14 protein-coding genes are annotated in these 25,821 nt (G+C 58.9%); 10 read left to right on the top strand and 4 right to left on the bottom strand.

Going from position 1 to position 25,821, the window contains the following annotated elements:
- Window positions 1–23 precede the first annotated feature (23 nt).
- The 6 genes from EV561_RS25320 to treY all read left to right on the top strand — a co-directional run bounded on the left by EV561_RS25320 (window position 24) and on the right by treY (window position 9,965).
- On the top strand, window positions 24–1,241 hold the full coding sequence (locus tag EV561_RS25320) for a glycosyltransferase family protein (protein ID WP_132525682.1): 1,218 nt from the start codon (window positions 24–26) through the stop codon (window positions 1,239–1,241).
- Between the two features lie 11 nt (window positions 1,242–1,252).
- Window positions 1,253–2,518 (top strand): glycosyltransferase family 4 protein, encoded by a 1,266-nt coding sequence (locus EV561_RS25315; protein WP_165927914.1) that lies wholly within the window; start codon window positions 1,253–1,255, stop codon window positions 2,516–2,518.
- Complete coding sequence (locus tag EV561_RS25310) at window positions 2,515–3,645, top strand: glycosyltransferase (protein WP_132525680.1); 1,131 nt, start codon at window positions 2,515–2,517, stop codon at window positions 3,643–3,645. The genes EV561_RS25315 and EV561_RS25310 overlap by 4 nt, the downstream gene beginning before the upstream one ends.
- A gap of 224 nt (window positions 3,646–3,869) precedes the next feature.
- Window positions 3,870–6,584, top strand: coding sequence for an ABC transporter transmembrane domain-containing protein (locus EV561_RS25305; RefSeq protein WP_132525678.1), 2,715 nt, complete (start codon window positions 3,870–3,872; stop codon window positions 6,582–6,584).
- A 39-nt stretch (window positions 6,585–6,623) separates the two neighbouring features.
- Entirely contained in the window at window positions 6,624–7,100 is a 477-nt protein-coding gene (locus tag EV561_RS25300; protein ID WP_132525676.1) for a cyclic nucleotide-binding domain-containing protein, read from the top strand.
- Window positions 7,101–7,322: 222 nt separating this feature from the next.
- Window positions 7,323–9,965 (top strand): malto-oligosyltrehalose synthase, encoded by a 2,643-nt coding sequence (gene treY / locus EV561_RS25295; RefSeq protein ID WP_132525674.1) that lies wholly within the window; start codon window positions 7,323–7,325, stop codon window positions 9,963–9,965.
- Between the two features lie 6 nt (window positions 9,966–9,971).
- On the opposite strand, the gene EV561_RS25290 is transcribed toward treY, so the two are convergent.
- Together EV561_RS25290 and EV561_RS25285 are read right to left on the bottom strand one after the other, a co-directional pair.
- Window positions 9,972–11,897: a PAS domain-containing sensor histidine kinase gene (locus EV561_RS25290; RefSeq protein WP_245512919.1), complete on the bottom strand. Its 1,926-nt coding sequence runs from the start codon at window positions 11,895–11,897 to the stop codon at window positions 9,972–9,974.
- A gap of 229 nt (window positions 11,898–12,126) precedes the next feature.
- Window positions 12,127–13,266, bottom strand: coding sequence for a fumarylacetoacetate hydrolase family protein (locus tag EV561_RS25285; protein ID WP_165927913.1), 1,140 nt, complete (start codon window positions 13,264–13,266; stop codon window positions 12,127–12,129).
- 587 nt (window positions 13,267–13,853) lie between these two features.
- On the opposite strand from EV561_RS25285, the gene bcsN reads away from it, so the two are divergent.
- From bcsN to EV561_RS25265, 4 genes are all read left to right on the top strand, one after another.
- Window positions 13,854–14,687 (top strand): cellulose biosynthesis protein BcsN, encoded by an 834-nt coding sequence (gene bcsN / locus EV561_RS25280; protein WP_165927912.1) that lies wholly within the window; start codon window positions 13,854–13,856, stop codon window positions 14,685–14,687.
- A gap of 91 nt (window positions 14,688–14,778) precedes the next feature.
- The gene (gene bcsA / locus EV561_RS25275) at window positions 14,779–16,971 is read left to right on the top strand and encodes a UDP-forming cellulose synthase catalytic subunit (protein ID WP_132525666.1); all 2,193 of its coding nucleotides are present in this window, start codon (window positions 14,779–14,781) and stop codon (window positions 16,969–16,971) included.
- A complete protein-coding gene (locus tag EV561_RS25270) occupies window positions 16,968–19,433 on the top strand; it encodes a cellulose biosynthesis cyclic di-GMP-binding regulatory protein BcsB (protein ID WP_132525664.1) in 2,466 nt (821 codons plus the stop codon). The genes bcsA and EV561_RS25270 overlap by 4 nt, the downstream gene beginning before the upstream one ends.
- Window positions 19,434–19,638: 205 nt before the next feature.
- A complete protein-coding gene (locus EV561_RS25265; protein ID WP_132525932.1) occupies window positions 19,639–22,011 on the top strand; it encodes a tetratricopeptide repeat protein in 2,373 nt (790 codons plus the stop codon).
- A gap of 492 nt (window positions 22,012–22,503) precedes the next feature.
- Here EV561_RS25265 and EV561_RS25260 read toward each other — a convergent pair whose 3' ends face one another.
- Window positions 22,504–23,343, bottom strand: a complete 840-nt coding sequence (locus EV561_RS25260; RefSeq protein WP_132525662.1) for an SDR family NAD(P)-dependent oxidoreductase — start codon at window positions 23,341–23,343, stop codon at window positions 22,504–22,506.
- A gap of 329 nt (window positions 23,344–23,672) precedes the next feature.
- Window positions 23,673–24,530, bottom strand: coding sequence for a hypothetical protein (locus EV561_RS25255; RefSeq protein WP_245512917.1), 858 nt, complete (start codon window positions 24,528–24,530; stop codon window positions 23,673–23,675).
- Window positions 24,531–25,821 lie beyond the last annotated feature (1,291 nt).

Here is a 25,821-nt window from a genome sequence, read left to right as displayed (position 1 = left end):
CTTCCATTCTTGAGGTTTTGCCCATGACGCGGCGTGTAGAAGATGCTCGTATCCTCATGTACAGCCACGACACATTCGGTCTCGGACACTTGCGCCGCTGCCGGACGATCGCCCATTCACTGGTCGAAGACTATCGTGGCCTCAATGTACTGATCATTTCGGGCGCAACGATTGCGGGCGCATTTGATTATCGTGCTCGTGTCGATTTCGTGAAGGTGCCGAGCGTCATCAAGCTCAGAGACGGCGAATATACGTCAATGGCGAGCCACGTGGATCTTCAGGAAACGCTGAAGATGCGCCAGTCGATCATCCGCCACACAGCAGAGACGTTTCAGCCGGATATCTTCATCGTCGACAAGGAGCCCATGGGGCTCAAGGGCGAGGTCGAGGAGACCCTGCAATATCTGAAGGCGCGCGGCACGACGCTCGTGCTCGGCATGCGCGACGTCATGGACGCGCCGCATCTCCTTGATGTCGAATGGAAAAAGAACAACGCGTTGCAGAAGATCGATCAATTCTACGATGCGGTCTGGGTTTATGGCCCGCCGGATTTCTATGATCCGCTCGTCGGCCTGGACGTACCTGCCGGTGTCAGAAGAAAAATGGATTTTGTAGGCTTCCTTCAACGCAGCGTTTCGCGGCTGGGTACCAAATCCGAACATGTGCCTGACGAGGACTATATCCTGGTAACGACGGGCGGCGGCGGCGACGGTGCCGATCTCGTTCGCGATGTCGTCGGCGCTTACGAGCACGACACCACGCTTCAGTGCCGGACTCTGATCGTGCTTGGCCCCTACATGCCGGCTCGCGAGCGCGCTGAGCTTTTGGAGCGCAGCAGCAAGATCGCCTGTCTCGAGGTCATAGAATTCGACAACAAGATGGAGGAACTGATCGCCGGCGCCAAGGCGGTCGTGGCCATGGGTGGATATAACACCTATTGCGAGATCCTCTCTTTCGACAAGCCGGCGCTGATTATTCCGCGCACGCGGCCGCGCGAGGAACAGTTGATCCGCGCGCAGCGCGCCAGCGAACTCGGCCTGATCGACATGTTGCTGCCGGAAGAATCCGCCGATCCCAGCCGCCTGGCGGAAGCGCTGAAGAAGCTCGTAAACCGTGAGCCACCTTCGGCAAGCGGCACGTCGGAGATGCAGCTGGAGGGGCTTGTCCATATTTCGCGGACTGTCGGCGACTGGCTGGATCGTCGCGATAACTATCCGCCGCTTACTGCGGTTGCGGAATAGGATTTCCTACTTTGGCTATCCGCAAAAAACTCCTGGTCGTCCTGAAGGGCTATCCCAGGCTGTCGGAGACTTTCATCGCACAGGAATTGCTCGGGCTGGAACAGGCCGGCTTCGATCTCACTCTGGTTTCGATGCGCCGACCGACCGACAAAAAGCGTCATCCCGTCCATGATGAAATCAAGGCTCGGGTGGTCTACCTGCCGGAATATCTCTACGAGGAGCCGCTGCGCGTCCTGCGAGCCCTCTTCGCCGGCCTCTCCAAGCCCGGCTTCAAGCCGCTCATCAAGCGTTTCTGGACCGACCTCAAACGCGATCTCACGCCAAACCGCGTACGGCGCCTCGGCCAGGCATTGGTCCTTGCGCACGAGTGGCCCGACGGCGGCGAATGGCTGCATGCGCACTTTATCCATACGCCCGCATCGGTCACCTACTATGCCAGCATCATGACGGGCATCCCCTGGACCTGCTCGGCGCATGCTAAGGACATCTGGACATCACCGGACTGGGAGATTTCCGAGAAACTTGCCGATGCGCGCTGGACGGTTACCTGCACGCGCAGCGGCTTTGAGCATATGCGGGAACTGACGCCGATGAAGAGCCAGGTGCACCTGAGCTACCATGGTCTCGATCTCGCGCGCTTCGGACCGTTTTCGGGAGAACATTCGGACCGGGACGGTTCTCAATCTTCCGATCCCGTCCGGCTACTGAGCGTCGGCCGGGCTGTCGAGAAGAAAGGCTATGACGTGCTCCTGCGCGCGCTGGCGCTTCTGCCCAAGGATATTGCCTGGAGTTTCGAGCATATCGGCGGCGGCGATGAGCTGCCGAAACTCAAGGCGCTGGCCGAGAAGCTCGGTGTCGGGAACCGTATTACCTGGAATGGCGCCATGGCGCAGAAGGACGTGCTTGCCCGCTATCGCACAGCCGATCTTTTCGCGCTTGCCTGTCGCGTCGCCTCCGATGGCGATCGCGACGGATTGCCGAATGTTCTTGTCGAAGCGTCGAGCCAGGGGCTGCCCTGCATCTCCACTTCGGTGTCGGGCGTGCCCGAGTTGTTGACCGACCGTGAGAATGGCCTGGTCGTGCCGCCGGAGGAACCTGCCGCCCTCGCAAAGGCAATTGAGGAGGCGATCCGAAATCCGGAGCTGCGCAGGCAACTCGGCAAGGCCGCGGAACGGCGGGTGCGCGAGCATTTCGACCACCACGCCAGCATCCGCCAGCTCACGCGCCTTTTCGAAGAGGAGTGGCAGAAAGAAGAAGGATGGCAGAAATCCGCATGACCGGCCCTCGTGTCTTCTTCTATGTCCAGCATCTCCTCGGAATAGGTCATATTGCCCGCGCGAGCCGCATTGCCAGCGCCATGGCAAAGGATGGCTGCAACGTGACAATCGTCACCGGCGGCATTCCGGTTCCCGGTTTTCCAGGGTCGGATGTCACGTCAGTGATGCTACCCGCCGTCGTCGCAAGCAGCGCCGGCTTTTCGGGTCTTGCCGACGAGAAGAGCAATGCGGTCGACGAGCGCTTCCTTGCTGCGCGTCGCGACCTCTTGCTTGACGCCTTCCGCACGGCGGCCCCGGATGTCGTCATCATCGAGGCCTTTCCGTTCGGAAGGCGGCAGATGCGTTTCGAGCTGCTTCCGCTTCTCGATGCAATTGCCTCCACCTCGCCCAGACCAAAGCTGCTCACATCGGTTCGTGACATCCTGCAGCAACAGAAAAAGCCGGGGCGTGACGAAGAGACCGTGTCGCTCCTGAGAGATCATTTCGACGGCATTCTCGTCCATGGCGATCCGACATTCGTCCGTCTGGAGGAAACATTTCCGCTGACCGAACGGATCTCGGACCGTATCAGCTATACCGGGCTGGTCGCTCCTCCCCTGCCGCCCGAGCCGACCGAGCTATTCGACATAGTGGTTTCTGCAGGCGGGGGCGCTGTCGGGCGCGACCTGATCCGCACATCGCTCGAAGCTGCGCGGATCATTGGAACCAGGCAAAGCTGGTGCCTGATCACCGGCCCCAACCTGCCAGAGGCCGATTTCGTAGCATTGGGCGCCGAGGCGCCGACAAATGTCAGCCTCGTCCGTTTCCGCAAGGATTTCCCTTCCCTGCTCCGCGGCGCTGAATTGTCGATTTCGCAGGCGGGCTACAATACGGTCTGCGATCTCTTGATCACCGGCTGCCGTTCCATTCTCGTGCCCTTTACATCAGGCGGTGAAACCGAGCAGTCAGTTCGCGCTGAACGGCTGGAGAGAATGGGCCTCGCAATCGCGTTGCCCGAGGCAGGACTGACCGTCGAGCTGCTTTGTAGCGCCGTTGAAAAAGCGCTCGCAAAGCCGAAACCCTCCGGCCACGGTCTGGACTTGAAAGGTTCGGAGCGAACGTCGCATATAATCCGTACCGCTGTTTGAGATTCTTGCGAATTATCCTATAAGATCAATCCCTCCTCGTTTTGCAGGAGGTTGTGATATAAACTGAGATCTCAGGGAATCGGGATCGGTCGGGCAGACAATCGCCCTTTCTCGTTTCCCGCGGTAGGGGGCACGTACCTGCGATGAACCTCCTTTACATTTTTACGACGTTCTTCAGACACCGAGCCGTGCGGACCGCCGACTATGGAAGTATGTGATCTGCAATGGAAAAAAGCCTAGCACGCTATATCTGGTCAAATACCCGCCTGGAGCAGATCTGGATTCTGCTCGTCGTGGCGGCGTCGATGGTGCCTTATTTCCTGTCCTTCGATCTGCCGAAGCAGATCGTCAACGGCCCTATCCAGGGCAAGGGATTCGAGACCAGGGGCGCCACCCAGACCTTCATGCACATCGCCTACGACTTGCCGCTGTTTGGCCATGTCGAGGTCTTCCACGGCCTGCAGCTCACACGCTTCCAGATGCTGATTGCTCTCAGCCTGGTCTTTCTGGCGCTGGTGGTCCTGAACGGTCTCTTCAAGCTTTACATCAACACCTACAAGGGCCGGCTTGGCGAGCGCATGCTTCGTCGCATCCGCTTTGAGCTGGTCGATCGCGTGCTGCGTTTCCCGCCGGCGCATTTCAAGCGGGTCAAGGCTGCCGAGATCGCCACGATGATCAAGGATGAAGTGGAGCCGATGGGCGGCTTCACCGGCGACGCCTTCGTCCAGCCTGCGCTTCTTGGCGGGCAAGCGGTCACCGCCCTCGTCTTCATCATCATGCAGAATTTCTGGCTCGGTATGATCGCTGCGGGGATTGTCGCGGTTCAGGCTATTGTCATCCCACGCATGCGCAGGCGCCTCCTTGATCTCGGCCGGCAGCGGCAGTTGACCGCGCGTGAGCTTTCCGGTCGCGTCGGCGAAATCGTCGACGGTATTGGGACTATCCACGGCAATGATACCTCGAATTTCGAGCGGGCCGATATTGCGGCGCGTCTCGGGCTGATCTTCAAGATCCGCTACGACCTCTACCAGTGGAAGTTCCTGGTCAAGTTCATCAACAACTTCCTCGCCCAGGTGACGCCGTTCCTGTTCTATTCCATCGGTGGTTTTCTTGCGCTTCAGGGCAGGCTCGATATCGGTCAGCTCGTCGCCGTCATCAACGCCTATAAGGATCTACCCGGTCCGTTGAAGGAATTGATCGACTGGGATCAGTCGCGCCAGGACGTGCAGGTCAAATACAATCAGGTGGTCGAGCAGTTCAGTGTCGATCGGTTGATCGATCCGGCCATCCAGTGCGTTTCGTCGGAGCCGGCTCCGCATCTGAAGCACCCGCTGACGGTGGTAAACCTGACTGTTTCCGACGATACCGGCGCTCGCGTTCTGGACCATGTCTCCTTGGAAATGAACCCGGGCGAGAGCGTGGCGATCGTCGGCGAAAGTGGGAGCGGCGGCGAGTATCTTGCGGAAGCCTTCGCCAGATTGGTCTGGCCGGATACCGGCCGCGTCGCGATCGATGGCCGTGATGTGTTGGAGATGCCGGAGGCTGTGGCCGGCCGGCGGATTGCCTATGCTTCCGCCGATACCTATTTCTTCCACGGCACGCTGCGCGACAATATTCTCTATGGCCTCAAGCACGCACCGCTGAAGCCTTATGAATACGAAGGAGCGGAGGCAACGCGCTTCAAATGGGCCATGGCGGAGGCGCGTAGGGCCGCCAATCCCGAACTCGATCTGAAGAGTGACTGGGTTGATTATCAGTCGGCCGGCGCAACCGGCCCGGATGATATCTATACCGTCATTCGCCCGGTTCTCGATGCAGTGTTGATGTCGCAAGACATTTTCGACATGGCGCTACGCTCCTCCGTGGATACGATTGCTCACGCTGATATGACGGACCGCATCGTCGAACTGCGTCATGCTTTGTTGGAGAAGCTGAAGGAGGAAGATCTTGACGGGCTCGTCGTGCCTTTCGAGTTCACGGCCTACAATCCGCAGGCAACGGTCGGCGAAAACCTTCTGTTCGGGACGCTCAAGCGGCCGCTGATGACCAACAGGAAATTGGCAGCCCATCCCTATTTTCAGGCACTCTTCAAGAAGACGGGGCTCGACGTCGAGCTCTATACGATGGGTCTTGAGATCGCCGAGAACACGGTGGAACTGTTCAACGATCTGCCGCCGGACCATCCGTTCTTCCAGCAACTGACATTCATGACGGCTGACGATATTCCGGACTATCAGGCGCTGTTGCAGAAGCTCAACGGCCGCGGTTTCGAGGTGGCAACGCCCGAAGAACGCGCGGCGATCATCCGCCTGAGTTTTTCCTATATCGAACCCCGGCATCGCTTCGGCCTGCTAACCGACGCATTGATGGCAAAGATCGTCGCAGCGCGCGCCGAATTCCATGAACATATCCCCGCCGATCTCAATGCTGTCATAGAGCGCTACGATCCCGAACGCTTCATCGCGTCGGCAACATTGATGGATAACGTGCTTTTCGGAAGGATCGCTCATCAGCAGGCGGATGCGCCGGAGCGAATTCATTCCATCATGCGCGATCTGTTCGATCGGCTTGGGCTGCAGGATAGCGTATTGTCCATCGGCCTTGACTTCGATGTCGGCTCGGGCGGCAAGCGGCTGACGATCGTCCAACGGCAAAAGCTCAATCTTGCCCGCGCCTTGCTGAAGCGCGCGGACTACATGGTTTTCAATCGTCCACTGCTTGGCCTCGATCACCGCTTTCAGGACCAGATCGTGCGTACCGTTCTGAACGATCTGCACGGGGACGACTACAAGCCGGCGGTCATTTGGGTTCTCTCCAATCCGACCTTGGCGGAACTCTTCGAGCGCGTTCTCGTTTTCGATCATGGGGCCCTGGTCGAAAGCGGCACAAGCAACGATCTTTTAGAGAAGAACGGTATGTTCAAAGAACTGTTATCGTAATAATCTAGAAGAGCGCGTAAACTGGGGGTTTGAACGTCTATGCTTCTGAAAGATGAAGTTGAAATGCTGAAGCGGGTGCCGATCTTTGCCCGCATTGCACCGGCAAAGCTCAAACTTTTGGCCTTCACCTCCGATCGCGTTACCTATCAGTCCGGTCAGACGTTGTTCCATCAGGGCGACATGGCCGACGCTGCTTATGTGATCCTTACCGGCACAGCGGATATTTTAGTCGACAGTCCGGCCGGCCAGATCAAGGTCGCTGACGTCGAGGTGAATTCCATTGTCGGCGAGATTGCAATCCTTTGCGACGTCTCACGTACGGCAACCGTAAAGGCGACCTCGCGTCTCGAAGCGCTGCGTATCAGCAAGGAACATTTTCTGAAGCTGCTCAGCGACTTTCCGGAAATGGCGGTCGAGATCATGCGCGTTTTGGCCGACAGGCTGAACCACACCACCAGCGAATTGACCGCCGCCCGCAGCCGCCAATCGCAACTTCAGCCGGTTTCGACCCACTGAATTTTGGCTGCCCAAGGGCGTCGCGCCCATCTCTGTGTCCCTTGCCGCAGGGAACTTAAATCAGGGCTGCAAGTTTCTACGTTCGAAGTTAACCGTCGAGCGATCCTGGAACATGTCCCATCCGCCACTGAAAACACGGGCGCCGAAGCTTGCGCGCCAGTTGCCGCGTGCGCATGCAACTGAGCGCACCTTCCCATCGGCAATTGTCTTGCGGCACGCGCAATGACCATTCCGAGCTCGACCTACCGCATTCAATTTCGCAACGGCATGACCTTTGACCGGGCGACCGCGCTGATACCCTATCTCAAGCGCCTCGGCATCAGCCATCTCTATGCGTCCCCAGTCTTCACTGCGACCGCGGGCTCGACCCATGGTTACGATATCATCGATCCCAATGAGATTGATCCAGCGATCGGCGGACGGCACGGCTTCGAGGCGATGGCAAACAGCCTGCACGCAGCCGGACTAGGCCTCATCATCGACATCGTCCCCAATCACATGGCGGCGTCGCTTGAAAACTCCTGGTGGCGCAGCGTCGTGGAATGGGGAACTGAAAGCCCGTTTTCCGATTACTTCGACATCAACTGGAGGCGTCGTCTCACCCTGCCGATCCTTGGGCAGCCACTCGATAAGGTCATCGAAGCGGGCGATCTGAAATTTGCTCTCGACGCAGCCGCGGGCGCATTGACGATCGCCTATTTCGACAATCTCATTCCGCTCCATCCCGCCACCTATGCAGGGTTACCCCTTCCCGCAGAAATCCTCGAGCGAGCCGTCGCCGCCACTCCTGAGAATGCGGCAACTTTTCATAAGAGCTTGCGGGACCTCTTTGCGAGAGAGGGAGTAACCGCGTCTCTTCAGACGGCACTCGATCATCTGTCGGGAGATCGCGAAGCGTTACAGCGCGTCCTTGATCGCCAGTCGTGGCAGTTGCTCTATTGGCTTGATGCACCGAATGAACTCAGCTATCGCCGCTTCTTCGAGGTGACCGGTCTGGCAGGACTGCGCGTCGAGGATGAGAAGGTCTTCGAAGACTCGCACCGTCTCATCCTCGATTTGGTCCGAAGCGGTCAGGTCGACGGACTGAGGATCGATCATATCGACGGTCTCGTCGATCCGAAGGCCTATCTCGATCGCCTTCGGCAGGAGGTCGGCCCAGACACTTATATTGTCGCCGAAAAAATACTGGCGGCCGACGAACAACTACCCTCTGATTGGCCGATCTCCGGCACCACTGGCTACGAATTCATCACAGCTCTCAGCAACGCCTTGGTCGACACTCGCGGCCTGGACAGGTTGGATCTGGCTTATGCCGACGTCACAGGCCAGAGGCTGAATTTTCAGGATGGCGCCCGGCAGGCGAAACAGCAGCTCATTGCCGCAAATCTTGCGGTCGAGGCAAACAACCTGCTCAAGCTGGCTCTCGATATCGCCGGCACGCAGCGGGAAGACGGCCCATCGGAGAAAGCGATCCAAGACGCGCTAATGGAGATCCTGATCGCCTTCCCGGTCTACCGCACCTACGGGACGAAAAATGGGCTCGATGACGCGAACCTCTGTCTCTGGAATAACGTCATCATCAGCGTCCGTGAATTGCGGCAGCCACCGGACCCTCGAGCTCTCGCCTTCCTCGATCGTGTTTTTCGCGGTGAAACACCGACGGCAGACCTGGAGATAGCCGCTGAATTCCGCCGCCGCCTGCAGCAACTGACGGGGCCGCTGACTGCCAAGGCGATCGAAGACACAATGTTCTATCGTTTCAATCGGTTGCTTGGGTTGAATGAAGTCGGCGGTGAGGTGGATGGCGGAGATTTCGGTCTCGACCGTTTCCACCAATTGATGATTGAGCGGATAGCCACTCAACCCCATGGCCTCTCGGCAACCTCTACTCATGACACGAAACGCGGAGAGGACGCGCGGGCACGCCTCTACGCCATCAGCGAAGCTCCTGATGTCTGGGAAGCGGCAGTTCGGCGATGGCGCGAGATCAACAAATCCAGAGTTCGGCATCTGTCCGACGGCCCTGCCCCGGATGCCGAGACGGAATGGATGCTCTATCAGGCGTTGGCGGGCGCCTGGCCCGCCGGTTTGGAAAGCGGACACCAATTGCCGACGGATTTTGAGGCCAGATTCCTGGGTTACGTCGAAAAGGCGCTCCGGGAGGCAAAGCTGCGCACCGATTGGAGCGCCGTGAACGAACCATATGAGACGGCCGTCAAGAATTACGCACGGTCCCTGCTGTCATCTGAAAACAGCGCGTTCCAGCTGGATTTCCGCAGAACCCTTCGCCCCTTCATTCGCGCCGGGCTTTTCAACGGGCTGTCGCAAACATTGATCAAGCTCTCAGCTCCAGGTGTGCCGGACATATATCAAGGCTCGGAAGGGTTGGATTTCAGCCTCGTCGATCCCGACAATCGCCGCATGCCCGATCTCCCGAGACTGACTCGGCACTTGATGACATCGGAAACCTCGACAAATGAGGCGGCACTGTCGAGCGGCGTGTTGAAACAGCAAATTATTGCTCGCACGCTTCGGTACCGGCGAGAGAACGCCGCCCTGCTTCGTGACGGAAACTATGAACCGTTGCAGGCTCGCGGCGCGGGGAGCGAGCATGTCATCGCTTTCCTGCGCCGGCTCGGCGATCAGTTCGTCATAGTCTTGGCACCACGTCTGGTTTTCTACCTAGGGGACGACGAATGGTCCTGCGCTGATTTCTGGGGCGACACAGCTGTCCTGCTCCCAGCCTCCTGCCGAGGTCAGGGCATGCGGAATGTCATTCTGGAAAATGAGATCGATGCGGGGCGGGAATTTCCGTTGGCGGCAATCCTGGATCGCCTCCCCGTCGCGCTGCTTGCCAACAGTTGATGCCCGTCAATGGATGGTGCGGGCGATGGCTTCGGCCAGTTGGCTCTGTGAGAATGGCTTGGCAAGTCTGGGCCACGCTTCCCGGACCTCTGTCGGCAATTCCGCGTAGCCAGTCGCGAGAATAATTGGCACATCAGGCCATTGGTCATGGATGGCGGTCGCGAGCTCCGACCCCGTCATACGCGGCATGACATGGTCGCAAATCACCAGGTCGACCGGCTCCCGCTGCAATATGGCAAGTGCATCGAGGCCGGAATCGGCTTCTAGGACCCGATGGCCGAGATCCTGCAGCATCAACTTCGTATTCATGAGAACGAGGCCATCATCATCGACCGCCAGGACGGTAAGAAGACGCATCTCTGATATCAGGGGTCGCACCAGCGGCGACTCGTCTGGAACTTCAGCCAGAACCGGTAACTCATTGACGGGAAACCAGAGTTCTACCGTCGTTCCCTGGCCCTTTTCGCTTTTCAGCAGAAGCTTTCCCCCGGATTGCTCCGTCAATCCGAGCACCATCGAGAGACCAAGGCCGGTTCCCTTGCCAATTCCCTTGGTCGTAAAAAAGGGAGTTGTTGCTCGCTGGAGGGTTTCCGGATCCATCCCTTCCCCGCTATCGACAACCGCGATACAGACGTAATGACCAGGCGACACCGGTCCGGAGCAAGCGTCTTGAGCGATCGCCAGCTGCCTTGCAGAAATGCGGATCTGTCCCTTGCCGGACATGGCATCGCGACCGTTGAGGGCAAGATTGAGGATTGCGGTTTCAAGCTGATTGGGGTCGCTGGATATCGGTGGCAATTGATCCGGCAAATCCATGTCGACAGATACGGTCTGACCGAGAGATCGTTGCAGCAGCTCGCTCATCCCACTGAGCAGCGCATTGACATCCACCTGCTCGAATTGAAGCTCCTGACGCCGGGAGAATGCCAGCATGCGCTGCGTCAAGGCGGCGCCACGTTGCGCGCCTTGGATGGCATTATCAATCAGCGGAATGACTGACGTGTCGTGTGGCAGGCGCTTTCGAGCGATTTCAAGACTGCCCAATACGGCCATCAAAAGATTGTTGAAATCATGGGCGATGCCACCGGTCAGCTGACCTATCGCCTCCATCTTCTGGGCTTGGAAAAGTTCCTCGCGTGCCTTCTCCAGCGCACGCTGTGTCTTCATCTTTTCGCTGATATCCCGCGTCACCTTGGCAAATCCGATAAGGCGGCCACTCTCGTCGCGGATGGCATCCAGGACAACACTCGCCCAAAAGCGAGTTCCGTCCTTGCGCAGGCGCCAACCCTCTTTCTCGAAGCGCCCGTCACGTGTAGCGATCGCAAGCCCCCGCTGCGGTTCGCCGCTCAGCCGGTCTTCTTCGGCGTAGAAGCGGGAAAAATGCTGGCCGATAATTTCTTCGGACGAATAGCCCTTGATGCGTTGAGCGCCAGCGTTCCAGCTGACGATTTTGCCTTCCGGGTCGAGCATATAGATGGCGTAATCGGTGACCCCCTGAACAAGGATGCGAAACTGCTCCTGGCTCTGCTTTATCTCCATTTCCGCTTGCCGGCGCTCGGTCAGGTCGCGTGTGATTTTGGCATATCCGACCAGGAGGCCATCAGGGGTACGCACGGGATCGATGATGACGTGCGCCCAGAAACGGCTTCCATCCTTGCGGATCCGCCAGCCCTCATTTTCAAATCGGCCTTCGGCCTTGGCAATGGCGAGAGCCCTGGCCGGCAGGCCGGCCTGCCGATCCTCTTCGGGATAGAAGCGGGAAAAATGCTCACCTAAGATTTCGTCAGCCTTGTAGCCCTTGAAGCGCTCCGCACCGGCATTCCAGGTCGCTATATAACCCTCAGGGTTGAGCATATAGATCGCATAATCTGTGATCGTATCGACCAACAGCCGGAAACGGTCTTCCACGCTCCAGGCAACTCCAACAGCCATGTCATTGCGATTCATATGAAGTGTCGCATATTCATTACTTTGAATGCCCCCCGCTCTCATGTCATCGGTTTTGCCGTCGAGCTTGACAATTACACTTCAAGCCCCAAACAACGCTGCAGGTCCCAAATGGTTCCAGAGGAATCTGGATGCCCCTTAAAAAATAGGGGACCAGACAGTCTGGTCCCCTATTCGGCGTGAGAATTCGCAAATGGCGGTACTTGAGGGAGGCTTAGAGCAATCCGCGTTGAGCGAGGTTCCGCATCAGATGAGAGGTCCCAAACGTCCAGGGATCGCATTCAGTCGACAAGAGTACTCGATTTCGGAGTGCACCGAGCTTGTCGTTCGAAATGGTGACGACGTCGCCGACCTTGTGGGTGAACCCCTGACCGGGTGTGTCGCGGTCTTCTACGGGGGCGAACAACGTCCCCATGAACAACACCAAACCATCCGGATACTGGTGATGACGACCGATCGTCTGCGATACGAGGTCGAGCGGATCACGGCTGATTTCCTTCATAGAGCTCGAGCCGTTGAGCACATAGCCGTCCTCACCTTCGATCCTAAGGGCGAGATCCGCATTGCGCACGTCGTCGAGCGAGTAGGTCTCGTCGAAGAGCCGGATGAACGGACCGATGGAGCAAGAGGCGTTGTTGTCCTTCGCCTTGCCGAGCAACAGCGCCGAGCGACCCTCGATATCGCGAAGGTTGACGTCGTTGCCCAGTGTCGCGCCCTTGACGCGGCCCTGGCTGTCGACGGCGAGCACGATTTCCGGTTCAGGATTGTTCCATCTGGAAATCGGGTGCAGGCCGACATCGGCGCCATGGCCGACTGACGACATGACCTGCGATTTCGAGAAGACTTCGGCATCCGGACCGATGCCAACTTCAAGATATTGCGACCACACGCCTTCCTCGATGAGTGCAGCCTTGACCTTTGCTGCTTCCGGCGACCCTGCCTTCAGATTGCGCAGACTGTCGCCGATAATGGAACTCACCTTTTCACGAATCTTCAACGCCAGATCGGGATTGCCGGCCGCGCGCTCCTCGATCACACGTTCGACCATGGAGCGGGCAAAGGTGACGCCGCAGGCCTTGACTGCCTGCAAATCGACCGGAGCCAGCAGCCGGACAGAAACTTCCGTGCCGTTTAGCAGCCCCTCAAGACTGCCGAGAGCCCCGCCCTTCTGTTGGCGCACAAAGGCGGCCGGATCATCCTTCTCCAGAAGATCGCGCACGGTCGGCGCTTCCTTCGAGGTGATGTCAACAACTGCACCATCCCGTACCACCACGACCGAAGGGCCGCTTACGTCCGATCGCCAGACACGGCCGACGAATGTGCCAGTGCCGAAAATCTCCATCCCGCTTGTCATTTCCAAATTCTCCTCGAATGCCGTCTCAAAATTTGTGTTTCAGTGAAAGCGCACGGCCCAATATCAGTCGCGGCGTATCATGCTCATCCAGACCCCAATCACGGGTGAGCATCCAATATCTATGTATTTCCTCCGGAAGTACGAAACCGCGCCGTCCTTCGTTCTGTGGGACAGGCGAAGAATTGACGAGCACGCATCTTCTCTTTCTCGACGGGCTTGTCAAGAAATCCGCGCCTCAGGCATCGGGTGCAGCCTCGCATCGCGAAAATGGCTTCAGCGGATCGGTTCGCTTCAAAATAGAACAATTCGTCCAAGTGATCGGCTACGCCTAACCACGTCACGGATTTGAAGGGACAGACTTCGAATTGATGTGATTTCGCAATTGCTTATGAAGCGTAATTAGTTATGTCTACGGCATGAACTTGCACCACCTGATTCGACAGCCTTCGTCGCGGCGGACGATTGGCGATAAAGCGAAGGGTATGGCGGCGCGCTTGTTGTGCGGCGTATTTCTTGTCTCCGCCTCCTCTGCAATTTCAAGCTGTGCATCGAAAGATGGTATCCGCGTTCCCGACGGGGCCGCAACCGTGTCCAACGATCAGGCCTTCGCTCTGCCTCCCCCGGGCGGCCCGGCGATCGTCAACGTCATTCAGCACCATTTCAACAATGCGGTACGGCAGGATATTTTCCTGTTCACATCGGCCTCTACTCCGGGCCAGAACGTGCTGCGCATATCCTTCTTCGGTCCGGTCGGTCTCGACTATGACGACCAGAAGAGCATGTCCTACACCGCGATACGCGACTCCAGCATCGCGAGTGAAATGCGCCATGAGTTCCCCGGCGTCGTTATGTCCCGTTCGCCCTATTATGTGCAGAACAATTATGGGCCATTCGGTTACGCTACAGGCAGAAGCCGGACCGGCGACACATGCCTTTATGCCTGGCAGCAAATCCGTTCGAATGCGAATTCCCAGTCGGCCTTCCAGAACCGGGGGACGATCCAGGTGCGCTTGCGGCTCTGCGATGCCCATTCGACCGAGCAGCAGCTGCTGGGCGTCATGTACCGCTACACGATAACGGGCACATTTCCTGCAGAGGGATGGAACCCGTATGACGCGCCGCCCAAGATCGATGCGTCTCTCGGCGGGACGGAAAGCCCCATCTATCCCGGCATACCATCAAGCAATGCCAGCCAGCTGCCGCCTGCTCTTCAGCCACAGACAGCGCCCGTGATCTACAGGCAGGCGACAGCAGTATCGACGCCATCCGCCGCACGGCAACAGCCGGTAGCGGCAAGCTCTCCGACGGGCCCGATCGTCCCACTGCCGACGACGGCGGCGCAGGGCGCCAAGCCGGCCTCGGTCGTCGTTCCCGGACCGGGTTGTGCGACGACCGCGGCGGAGGGAACTGCATGCAAGTGATTAATCGTTCGCCACCTGTCATCCAAAATATCCCACCCGCCCGGAGCATTGATTTCGAACGACAACGCCTCGGATAGCAAAGGGAAATGAGATGCGCAAAGTCCGCAGTGTCATCGTCTGGCTCATAGTCGTGATCAGCGTTGTCACCCTTATTACGCTGCCGATCAATCTTCAGACCCAGTTGATCACCAGCGTTTCGGTGGTGATCCTGATGGCGTTGATCAAGTTCATGAAGGGCGAGGGTTCGTGGCGGCTGATAGCGCTCGCTTTCGGCAGTTCGATCATTCTGCGCTATGTCTTCTGGCGAACGACAAGCACCCTGCCGCCGCTGAACCAGCCGGAGAATTTCATTCCTGGCTTCCTTCTTTATCTTGCAGAAATGTACAGCGTGATGATGGGCGCGCTCAGCCTTTTCGTCGTCGCCATGCCCCTGCCTCCACGTCCCTCTCGTGCTGCATCCGAAGACAGATTTCCGCATGTCGATGTCTTCGTGCCGAGCTACAACGAGGAAGCGGCGCTGCTTGCCAATACGCTCGCTGCGGCCAAAAGCATGGACTATCCCTCGGACAGGATCGATGTCTGGCTTCTCGATGACGGTGGCACGCTGCAGAAGCGCAATGCCCACAATCTCCTGGAATCACAGGCTGCCACCGCCCGGCATGAGCAGCTATCGCAACTTTGCGAGGAGCTTGGCGCACACTACCTGACCCGTGACCGCAACGAGCATGCCAAGGCCGGCAATCTCAACAACGGCATGAAACACTCGAAGGGCGAACTGATCGCCGTCTTCGACGCGGATCATGCGCCAGCGCGCGATTTTCTGCTCGAGACCGTCGGCTATTTCGATGATGATCCGAAGCTCTTTCTAGTCCAGACACCGCATTTCTTCCTCAATCCGGATCCGGTCGAGCGCAACCTGCAGACCTTTGACAAGATGCCGAGCGAGAACGAAATGTTCTACGGCATCATTCAGCGCGGGCTCGACAAGTGGAACGCAGCCTTCTTCTGCGGCTCTGCCGCAGTCCTGCGGCGCACGGCGCTGGAGGAGACCAAGGGCTTCAGCGGCATCAGCATTACCGAGGATTGCGAGACGGCCATCGCGCTGCATTCACGCGGATGGAACAGCATCTATGTCGACAAGCCGCTGATCGCAGGATTGCAGCCGGCGACATTTGCAAGCTTCATCGGTCAGCGTAGCCGCTGGGCACAGGGGATGATGCAGATCCTGCGGTTCCGCTTCCCTCTGCTGAAGGGCGGCCTCTCCATTCCGCAGCGCCTCTGCTACATGTCGTCGACGCTGTTCTGGCTGTTTCCGTTCCCGCGAACGATCTTCCTCTTCGCACCGCTCTTCTATCTCTTCTTCAACCTCGAAATCTTCACGTCGTCGGGCGGCGAGTTTCTGGCCTATACGCTCACCTACATGCTCGTGAACCTGATGATGCAGAACTATCTCTATGGTTCGTTCCGCTGGCCGTGGATCTCCGAGCTCTACGAATATGTGCAGACCGTGCACCTCTTGCCGGCGGTCGTGTCGGTTATCCTCAATCCGAGGAAACCGACCTTCAAAGTGACGGCGAAGGACGAATCCATCTCGGTGAGCCGCCTCTCTGAGATCAGCCGGCCGTTCTTCGTCATCTTCGGTGTGCTGCTCGTCGCTTTTTGTGTCGCGATCTACCGCGTCTATGCCGAACCCTACAAGGCGGATGTGACGCTTGTCGTCGGAGGCTGGACGCTGCTCAACCTGATCATGGCCGGCTGTGCGCTTGGTGTGGTATCGGAGCGAGGCGAGCGATCGTCCTCCCGCCGCGTGCGCGTCAACCGCCGCTGCGAATTCGGCATCGGCGACAAGTGGCATCCGGCCTCCATCGAAGACGTATCGGTGCATGGCGCCCGTCTTCATGTCTTCAGTAAGACCTTCGATCCGCTGGAAATCGATGCCCGCGGCGCCATCAAGTTCAGGCCCTATAGCGGGGCCGACGAGGAGACGCTGCCAATCGCGGTGCGTAATATAAAGGCGTCCGGCGAGATTACGTCGATCGGTTGCCTCTATCTGCCCCATAACGCCCGCGACCACAGGCTGATCGCCGATCTCATATTCGCCAACTCCGATCAGTGGACTCGCTTCCAGCTGTCGCGGCGCCGCAATCCGGGCTTGATACGCGGCACTATCTGGTTCCTGAGCGTCGCCTTCTATCAGACAAGCCGAGGGCTCGTTTACTTCTTCCGCAGTCTCAAGCCGAAGGAGGAGGATCAACGTCAGACCGTAGGGGTACCGGGCGAATGAAGGCGATCGTCCTTGTCTCGGCACTCGCGCTGAACACTGTGCTGATCTGCTCGCCGGCCATGGCCCAGCAGCAGCCGGCGCCTTTTGACATGTCGACCGAGCGGCCGAAGGAGGCAAGCCCGGCTCCACAGCCGCAGCCTGCCGCTCCCCCCCCGGCTCCCGCGTCGCCTGCGCCCGCCGTGGCTCCTCGTCCGCAAGCGCAACAGGCTCAGCAGCCCGCCGCTCCGCCGCCACCGCCTCCTGCGGCTCAACCGCGGCCCGCGCCGGTCATTCCCGCGCCGCCTGCCGAAAATACCGCATCAGTGGCCAAGGCAGGCGAGTTTCATCGGTTTCTGATCCCGGACGCTGACTTCAGCCTTGGTGGCGAATTGGACCGGCGAACATGGACGATCTATCTGACGCCGGAGCAGGCGCGCGCGCCAGCAAAGCTCAATCTCGCCTATCAGAACGCCATCGTGGTGGCGCCGGAAATCTCAAAGCTTTCCGTTATGATAAACAACCAGAAGGTCGGCGACGTGCCGATCCGGTCGCCGGATGGCCCCTCGCAGGTCGGTTTTGCTGTTCCCGCAGGTCTGCTTCAGGCGGGATCCAATCTCATCACTATGATGGCGGATCAGCGCCACAGGACAGATTGCAGCATTGAGTCCACCTACGAACTGTGGACCGCCGTCGATCCGGCCCACACCTATCTGAGCTTTGGGGGGCCCGACGCCGCGAGGCTATCGAGTGTCGATGGCGTGCGCGCCATCGGGGTGGACGAGAAGGGCAAGACCGAATTCGACTTCATCGTGCCGGCCCTCGAGCAGCCGGGGACCACGAAGCCATTGATGCGGCTGGTTCAAGGGATCGCGGTCCTCAGCGGCATGCCCAACCAGTCCTTCGTTTTCCATCGTAGCGGCATGCCTTCGGCCGGATCAGGAAGACTTGCTGTCATTGTCGGGACGAGCCAGGAGATCGCTCCGCTGATCTCCCCTCTGCCCGTTGCGGCTCAAGCGGGGCCGCTTGTCACCTTCATCAATGATCCGCGCACCGGAGCGCCCGTGCTGCTGGTCAGCGGCCCTTCCTGGCAGGCCATCGGCTCGGCGATTGAAAGCCTTGTCCAACCCGCCGACCGTTCTCCGAACGTGCGCCGGGATGTCCTGGTAACGCAACGGTGGCGGGCTCCGGATGCGCCATTTCTGTTTTCCGATACGGATGTTCCCTTTTCACAGCTTGGCGTCGCCACCACGCAATTTTCGGGCCGACGCTTCCGTACCGATTTCCAGATCGCAGTTCCTTCCGACTTCTATGCAAACGCCTATGGCGAGGCGACGATCCTGCTGGACGCGGCCTACGCACCTTCTGTATTGCCGGGCAGCCATATAGATATCTACGTCAATGGCAGCATTGCCTCGACCGTTCCGATTACAAATCCCGGGGGCGGCATCTATCGCCATCTGCCGATCCGGGTGACGCTGCGCCATTTCAAGCCCGGTCTGAATGCGATTTCGTTCGAGGCGGTGCTGCAAACCAGTGACGACAAGGCTTGCATCCCGGGAGCGACCGCCTCCACCGAGCCGCGCTTCGCGCTATTCGACACCTCGGTCTTTCACATGCCGGATTTTGCTCGCGTGGGACAGCGGCCCAATCTGGCGGCGATGGCAGGCACCGCCTATCCCTATAACCGCGCGACAGACGAGTTGCCGCTCTTCATCGACAGAGCCGATGAGAACACGCTTTCGGCGACGGCGACCTTTTTAGGGCGGCTGGCGATGATGGCCGGCGGACCCATTTCGGTCGATGCCGTGGCGTCGCCCGCTGCGATCGGCGATCGCAATGCACTGTTTATCGGTGCAATTTCGCAAATACCATCGATCGCGCTCTCGCAACTCAATATCGCAACGACGACCCAGGCTTCCTGGCGGCCCGCCGCGAGCGGGCAAACGGCTGACGCCGATACGCGTGCCACCTTCGACCAGTGGCGTTCAAAAGTCAGGGGCGGCAGCTGGACCGGCCAGATATCGGTCTTCGAAGACTGGATGCGCAGGAATTTCGACATATCGCTAAGTTCCTTGCGATTCGTGCCCAGCGCGGAAGAGACGTTCACGCCGCAGAACGCAACGACTTTGATGGTCGCCCAAGGCGCAAGCCCGAACGGCGGCGGCACCTGGACGGTTGTGGCCGCCCCCACAAGCGGAGATCTCAAGGACGGTCTGTCGGCGATGTCGACCGAGACAAGCTGGCCGCAGATCGCCGGGCATATCACCACCTATACGGCGGGAACGAACAAGATCGCCGCAGTGCCGGTCACTCGCTTCGATTTCATCCCGTCGCAGGAACCATCTCTGGCAAATTATCGCTTGATCGCTGCCAACTGGCTGTCGACCAACATTCTCTCCTATGCCGTGCTATTCGTCGGTTCCTCCATATTGCTCGGGCTGGCGACGGCAGCGCTTCTATCCAACCTCGGCAGGCGCCGATGAAAATGCCGGTCGGAGATTATAGTAGCGAAATCAAATGCAAGTCGTGTGCAACGCCGAAATCTTAGGGGATCATTAACCATACTATGACCTTTTAGGTAGCGGGGCGGAACCTCCTGCGTCCGTCAGGTCATTCGTTCGACGCACATATGTCTGTCCGCACTTCAACGGTTTGGGCTCGCCTTTGAGGGAAAATATCGAGGTGCCTATGAAGCTGTCCTTCATTCTGCTGTCTGTCGCCGTCATCGGAACGGCCGCTTTCGTCGGCCTGAAAAATGGTGAGCGGATAGCGGAATGGAGAGACAGAATTCTGGGCAGCAGCGAGCCTGTGCAGAATGCTCAACTGATGCGGATGGGACGGATCAGCGGTCCCGACTTCAGCTCGCTCGATAGAAAGCCATCAGATCAGCAGGAACTAGCCCAAGCGGACCAGGCGCAATCTGAGCCCGATGCGCAGCAAGATGCAAAGCCTCGGGCGGAAGCCATTGTCGATCAGCAAACCACAGCTCCTGCGGACGCTGACGCCTCCGCAGTCGCCCAGGCCAATCCTCAGCCCGCCGCGCCCGCTCCAGCCGGAACCCCGACCCAGGCCAATGCGCAACAGCCTACTGTCGATGAAAGTGCGCTGCGATATTTCGCAAGCCGCGGTGACAAGGCCCGCCTGCAGGCGGAGATATCGCGCCTGCGCGCACTTTATCCCACCTGGACGCCGCCGACCGATCCGCTTGCCGTTCCGCAAAATCGGGATCAGCAGCTGGAGGCGATGTGGCAACTCTATTCCGAGTCCCGCTATGCCGATCTACGCAAGGCGATCGCGAACAGGCAAGCCGCAGAAGCCGGTTGGCAACCGCCAGCCGATCTGCTTGACCGTCTGAGCGTGGCCGAGGCAAGAGCGCACCTCATCACCGCCTCGGACCAGAAGCAGTATGAAATGGTCGTGCAACTCGGTGCTGCGACGCCAAGCTTACTGACCTGCAGCGAAGTGGACGTGCTCTGGCGCGTGGCAGAAGCCTTTGCTCACACCGATCGCCTGCCGAGGGCACGGGACGCCTATGTCTATATCCTGAAGAATTGCGACAATCCTTCCGAGCGGTTGGCGACCGTCCAGAAGGCATCCGCATTATTGCCCTACACTGCCATGCAGGACCTTGTCGCATTGGAACGGCCACTGCCCAACGGCAGCCGCGAATTCGACGCCATCAGGGACGATCTCGCGCGCCGTTTCGTAGCGGAAGCCAACGATGATCCGAAGCTCGTGATTTCGCCGGACTACCTGAGCCGTGTCGAGCAGATCGCCCAGACCCAGGGGCTTGCTTCCGACGCGCTCCTGCTCGGTTGGTATTCCCTGCGCCGCGAAGACATGCCGACAGCCGAGAAGTGGTTCCGCGCCGCGCGTGCGAAAGAGGATACCGCATCGGCCTCTCAAGGCCTTGCTCTGACGCTGATTGCACGCAAGTCCCCGCAGGAGGCCGAGGACGTCATGTACCGCTGGCGTGATGCCTCGAAGGATGCGACGTCGACCTATCTCGCAGCCACGGCAAACCTGCTTGCACTCGATCCGCCCCCAGCGCTTCAGCCGGAGATCCTGCAACGGATCGCGGCCGTTGTTCTGAAGGAGAGCAATGTTCCGACGGCACAGCAATTCGGCTGGTATGCACGCACGCTCAAGCAGTTTCCGACAGCTGCGCAATGGTTCGAAACCGCATTGCGCTGGAAGCCGGATGATGAACCTTCCGCCTATGGATTGGCGATAACCCGACAGCAGCTGAACGACAAGGCGGGTGTCACCGAGATCCAGCGGCTCTGGGCAGGACATTCCGCGCGCATCGAGCATCTCGGCGAAGTCGAGCAACCCAAGCAGGACCTGAGAATTCCGCTGCCCAGGCCAAATGTCGATGGCGACCATACGCAGGCAATCGAAAATCTGAGGCGGGTGGAAGTCCGTGAGCCCTCGACGCCGGCGATCTATAACGCGCCGCAATCGCCGGATGTATCAGGGACTGCGGCTTCGCGTAGCGTAGCAAGGGTCGTCGCCACCCGTACGTCACGTCCGGCAATTCCACAGGGTTGCTCGACCACGATCGACCCCGAAACGCTGGCCCCTGCTGCTGCGCTCCCGCGCGGCTGGTGCCTGATGAACCTCAACCGCCCAACAGAGGCCGCGGCGGCTTTCGATGTCGCTCTGCGCAGCAACGTGCCCCAGGCGCGCGAGGACGCCGCCTACGGCCAGAGCCTCGCCTATCTCCGGCTTGGCCTCTCCAACCAGGCGGCAGTCTCCGCAGCCAAGGCACCACAGAACCGCCAGCGCGCCCTCGAGCTTCAAACCGCAATTCTGACGAACCGCGCGACCAACGCATTCGGTACCAAGCGCTATCGCGAGGCCATTCTCTATCTCGACCAGCTTCGCCAGATCCAGCCCGAGCGGATCGACCTCATGGTACTGCGCGGCTATGCCTACCTCAACATGAAGCGCTATCCAGATGCGATCAGGATCTTCGAGGCGGCAGCGGAAACAGGCAATCACGATGCCATTACCGCCCTGAGCAATGCGCGGGAAGCGCAAAAATACCCGAACGACTAGGCTTCGGGTACCTATTGAGCGGATTTGTGAGTAGCCCGCTGGTCAAAGGTGCGAATCCCGGAAATCGTGTCACGATTGACTAGCTCAGATACGTCACGCTTTTAAAAGCTCTGCTAATCAAGGGTATCCGGCTGGCCCCCCCAGGGTCCTGCTTTCCGTGATGCGTTCCGAGTGGGCGCGACGGAAATGATGAGGGCCCAACGGGGCATAGGCGCCTCTACGCAACTCCAGGAAAAGTGCTCGAGTGGGCCGGGCCTTCCTTGCGTAGCCGACCGCACGCTCGGCGAGATAGGTACCAGACGACGGCATCGGAGCAAAAGACGATAGCTGACACGCCTGGCATTTCGCGCATCATAAAAATAGCAGCATTCAACTCCGCCGTTGCCTCCCCTATGCCGATGTGTCGGCCCTCCGGCTGCGAGGCGCGATGCGATCGCTCCAACGGTTTGACGCCGATACCGGGAAATCCGGCATGAACGGCGAGGAACAGACTTAGAGCTTCTGTTGCTCGACAGCGCTGAAACGAAGCGTTCTCCCGTCGATCGCGACGATGTCGTCCATCTCGCTTTCGAGCGCATCGCGATCATCAACTCCTCGAAGGAGCCGACCTGCAAGGGCATCGAAGCGGCCCGCAGCGATGTCGGAGATCAGAAGCGCAGCCCGCGACGGTTCTACGTTGACCCCGTCGTCGAAAAGCTGCTGGATCCCCGGCAGATACATCTTCCCCTCTTCTGAGAACAGTTGCTGCTCTGTCATGGAGGTGCGAACCAGACCAGGGTCTACCGCGAACGCACGCACGCAGCGGTAGAGGGTCGTATCGTTCAGGCATTCCGTGAATCGCATGATGGCGGCCTTGCTCGACGCGTAGCCGGACCCATGCGGAAAGCTGTTGCCCGTTCCTCCGCCGACCAGGTTTACGATCCGTCCCCTGCCCCGGGTCAGCATCGTCGGAACCACTGAGCGGGAAGCATGAAAGGTTCCGCGCAGGTTGATCTCCACGTCCTGCCACCAGACAGCGGGATCGCATTCCCATATTGGGCCGAAAGCGCTGAACGAGCCATGATTGTTAATCAAAATGTCTACCGGTCCCAAATCAGTCGCAATGCGGGCGAAGGCGTTCTGCACCTCGGAAAGCTGTGTCAGGTCAGTCGCAAGAGCAATTGCTGTCCCACCATTTCCCCTGATAAGCGAAGCGGTTTCCTCGATCTCGGGAACCGTCCGCGCAAGCACCGCTACCCTTGCACCCTCCCGGGCCTGCTGCAGTGCTATCTCCCGGCCGATACCTCTGCCGCCGCCTGTTACGACCGCTACCGTGTCCGCAAGTCTGGTCATTCAACATCTCCCAACACCGATTGCAAATCCCTGCGATAACGCCTAACACCCACTCGACTTTGATGATGCCCGAAGCTGCGCGCCACTCGCTCCATGAGGCAAAACACCTTCGTAAGAAAAAATGGCCGTCCAGGTCCCAGGCGTGTGAGCGTTCGCGGAGACACGGACAGCCATAACCTACCAAATACCACGGTCGAGTTTGAATAGTCGCTTACCCCTAAATTCCAGGGAACTGTCTGCGCGATCCCGCGGGCTGTTGTATTCTTGCATCAAACCGTCTCGGCGATCGAACCTCGTGGACGGGTCGACGCGCTCAACGCGATCGTGTCCTATATGATCTTGCGACGGCCGGGCCGCCGCTCTCTGTATTTTGCGGAACTCCTGGCAGCCCGCAGCTCGTCGAGTGTCGGCTGCCACCACCCGCGAAGCCTCTCGTAATCGCCCGGTCCCGTGCGCGCCGGCCATGTGTGGACGAGCTCTTCCAGCGTCGCCGCCCGCCATTGTGCCCAAACGTGATCGTCGGCGACATCAGGGTAATGCTCGGCCACTTGGTCGGCATCGACGAATTCTCCCGTGATTTCAGTTAGGACGACGATCCCGTATGCCGTCGTTGCGACCGGCCGCTCCAACGGCGGAAAATCGTCGCTCGGGACAGGCAGTCGCTTCTTTCTCCGCTCGGACGTCTTCCTCTTGGCCTTGGCCTCCTCCTCGGTTCCCTTGCGAGCCTCAGCACGTCGTCGCCGTTCTTCCGGTTCAGATCGCTTAGCCGCCTCCTCTATCGTTTGCCAGCGGTGCTGAAGATCGTCGTAGGAAGCGAATGGGATCTCCCAAACCCTTTCCTCGCCGTTCCAGCGGGAGAAGGGTATCTGTCGGATCTCGTCGACAACCGTTCGAGAGAACGGGGTCCTAATGCGGAAACCTCGGTCATAGACCTGCAAGTATGGGCTGAGAATCGGCTCGAACTCGTAGGCATCGCGGCCTCGCTCTTCTTCGTATGGCGCCCGGCGGTCGGCTTCGGACGCGAGCCATCGGTCGATACGTTTTCGCGCAGTCTTGCCGGGGACCGTCCATGCCAGGAGAGTGTCGTTCCAGCGAGCGTTGGGAAACGTCTGCCGGAACCTAGAGACCGTCATCCTGTCGAACGGGAAGGATACCGTTTCCTGCGACGGTTCGACCGCCTCGTTCATTTCGCTGTGCCCGTCTGTCATGAAAGGGAAACGGTTAGATGTTCGTACGGTTTCGCCTAGGAGTGTGACTTCTTCAGGAAGGATCCGGGCGGCGAACGCATCGACTAATCCAGTGTCTACATTGGGAGGTTTTGAGATCATCAGAAGCCGCAACATAACGCATCACTGGCCCTTAGCTCAGGTCCCGGCGGCTTTCCGCCTGAAGCAACCTTCCCCAGGAAACTATTGAAAGATATGCTGCCAACTCTGTAGGAGGCAATAACAGCGGTGATTGCGATGCAATGCTCGAACTCCCAGTGTTCTGCAACGGTCGGTTCGGACAGTGTCGTTTTTCGCAAGCGCAATGCTTTCTTTTGCTCTTCCTGCCATCCTCATGACGACGACGAATGGCGCGAACCCTTGCCGTGCCAGGTTTGCGGTAGGCTGGTTCGTACTCATCGGCGGTATGTTGCTCCTGTCGTTTACGTCTGTAGCCGGAAATGCAAGGTGCGCCACAATACAATTCATAGGTCGGAAAGTCGAAGCCGATCGCTTATCGTGTCCCATTGCAAGTTATGCGGTGAAGCCTTCACATCGCTCCGAAAGACCGCTTGCTACTGCTCCAAAACCTGCAAACAAAAAGCTTACCTCAGGCGCCGCGGAGTACCGAGTATCGAAGAGTGCCTTCGCGATCGACGATGCCTCTTCTGCCTAAAGGTTTTCAGTCCGCTGGGCAAAAATGCCCTTTACTGTTCCGACACTTGTAGACAGCAGGCTTATCGAAGGCGTCGCGCGCTCAAGCCTCTTGATAACCTCGATTGTTGCAATCGGGATGTTTGACTTCGCGGCCTTGAAGGTTTGTAGGTCGGACCGATAAACACGCTAATCTTCAAACGCGACGACGCTCATCCTCCGGATCGGCTGCTGGTGCCGAAAGATCCGTCTGGGAATACATGAAGCATGAAGGGAATTTCAGTCTTACGGATCGTGACCGATCGCTCAAACCTTTTCACGCCTGCTCGATTTGGTGATCTTCCGAGATGCTTGGTCATCGTCGCAGAGGTCCCATCGTGCAATGACACATACTCACCTATCGCGCCGCCCCACCCGTGACACCCTAAATGGAAAACGGCGCGATCGCACGACTGTTCACTCGCCTTCTTCACCCGTCTTTGCAAAGAGATAAGTGATATTGGAACCAGGCGCCTGAGCCAACGCTGCGGTCTTCCTGACGCCCGTGCTACGTTCTCCAGCAGCTTGTACGACCGAGGCCAACCCTTCGCGCTGCCTGTAGTAACCGGGCTTTTCAGGA

It is taken from the genome of Rhizobium sp. BK376 (genome assembly GCF_004341625.1).
Taxonomy (GTDB): domain Bacteria; phylum Pseudomonadota; class Alphaproteobacteria; order Rhizobiales; family Rhizobiaceae; genus Rhizobium.
This window is presented reverse-complemented; position numbering and strand designations above follow the sequence as displayed.

Bases quoted from the DNA above. Each gene is read 5' to 3' on its own strand.
- EV561_RS25320 (WP_132525682.1), top strand. From the start codon at position 24: ATGACGCGGCGTGTAGAAGATGCTCGTATCCTCATGTACAGCCACGAC.
- EV561_RS25310 (WP_132525680.1), top strand. From the start codon at position 2,515: ATGACCGGCCCTCGTGTCTTCTTCTATGTCCAGCATCTCCTCGGAATA.
- EV561_RS25305 (WP_132525678.1), top strand. From the start codon at position 3,870: ATGGAAAAAAGCCTAGCACGCTATATCTGGTCAAATACCCGCCTGGAG.
- EV561_RS25300 (WP_132525676.1), top strand. From the start codon at position 6,624: ATGCTTCTGAAAGATGAAGTTGAAATGCTGAAGCGGGTGCCGATCTTT.
- treY (WP_132525674.1), top strand. From the start codon at position 7,323: ATGACCATTCCGAGCTCGACCTACCGCATTCAATTTCGCAACGGCATG.
- EV561_RS25290 (WP_245512919.1), bottom strand. From the start codon at position 11,897: ATGGCTGTTGGAGTTGCCTGGAGCGTGGAAGACCGTTTCCGGCTGTTG.
- EV561_RS25285 (WP_165927913.1), bottom strand. From the start codon at position 13,266: ATGACAAGCGGGATGGAGATTTTCGGCACTGGCACATTCGTCGGCCGT.
- bcsA (WP_132525666.1), top strand. From the start codon at position 14,779: ATGCGCAAAGTCCGCAGTGTCATCGTCTGGCTCATAGTCGTGATCAGC.
- EV561_RS25270 (WP_132525664.1), top strand. From the start codon at position 16,968: ATGAAGGCGATCGTCCTTGTCTCGGCACTCGCGCTGAACACTGTGCTG.
- EV561_RS25265 (WP_132525932.1), top strand. From the start codon at position 19,639: ATGAAGCTGTCCTTCATTCTGCTGTCTGTCGCCGTCATCGGAACGGCC.
- EV561_RS25260 (WP_132525662.1), bottom strand. From the start codon at position 23,343: ATGACCAGACTTGCGGACACGGTAGCGGTCGTAACAGGCGGCGGCAGA.
- EV561_RS25255 (WP_245512917.1), bottom strand. From the start codon at position 24,530: ATGAACGAGGCGGTCGAACCGTCGCAGGAAACGGTATCCTTCCCGTTC.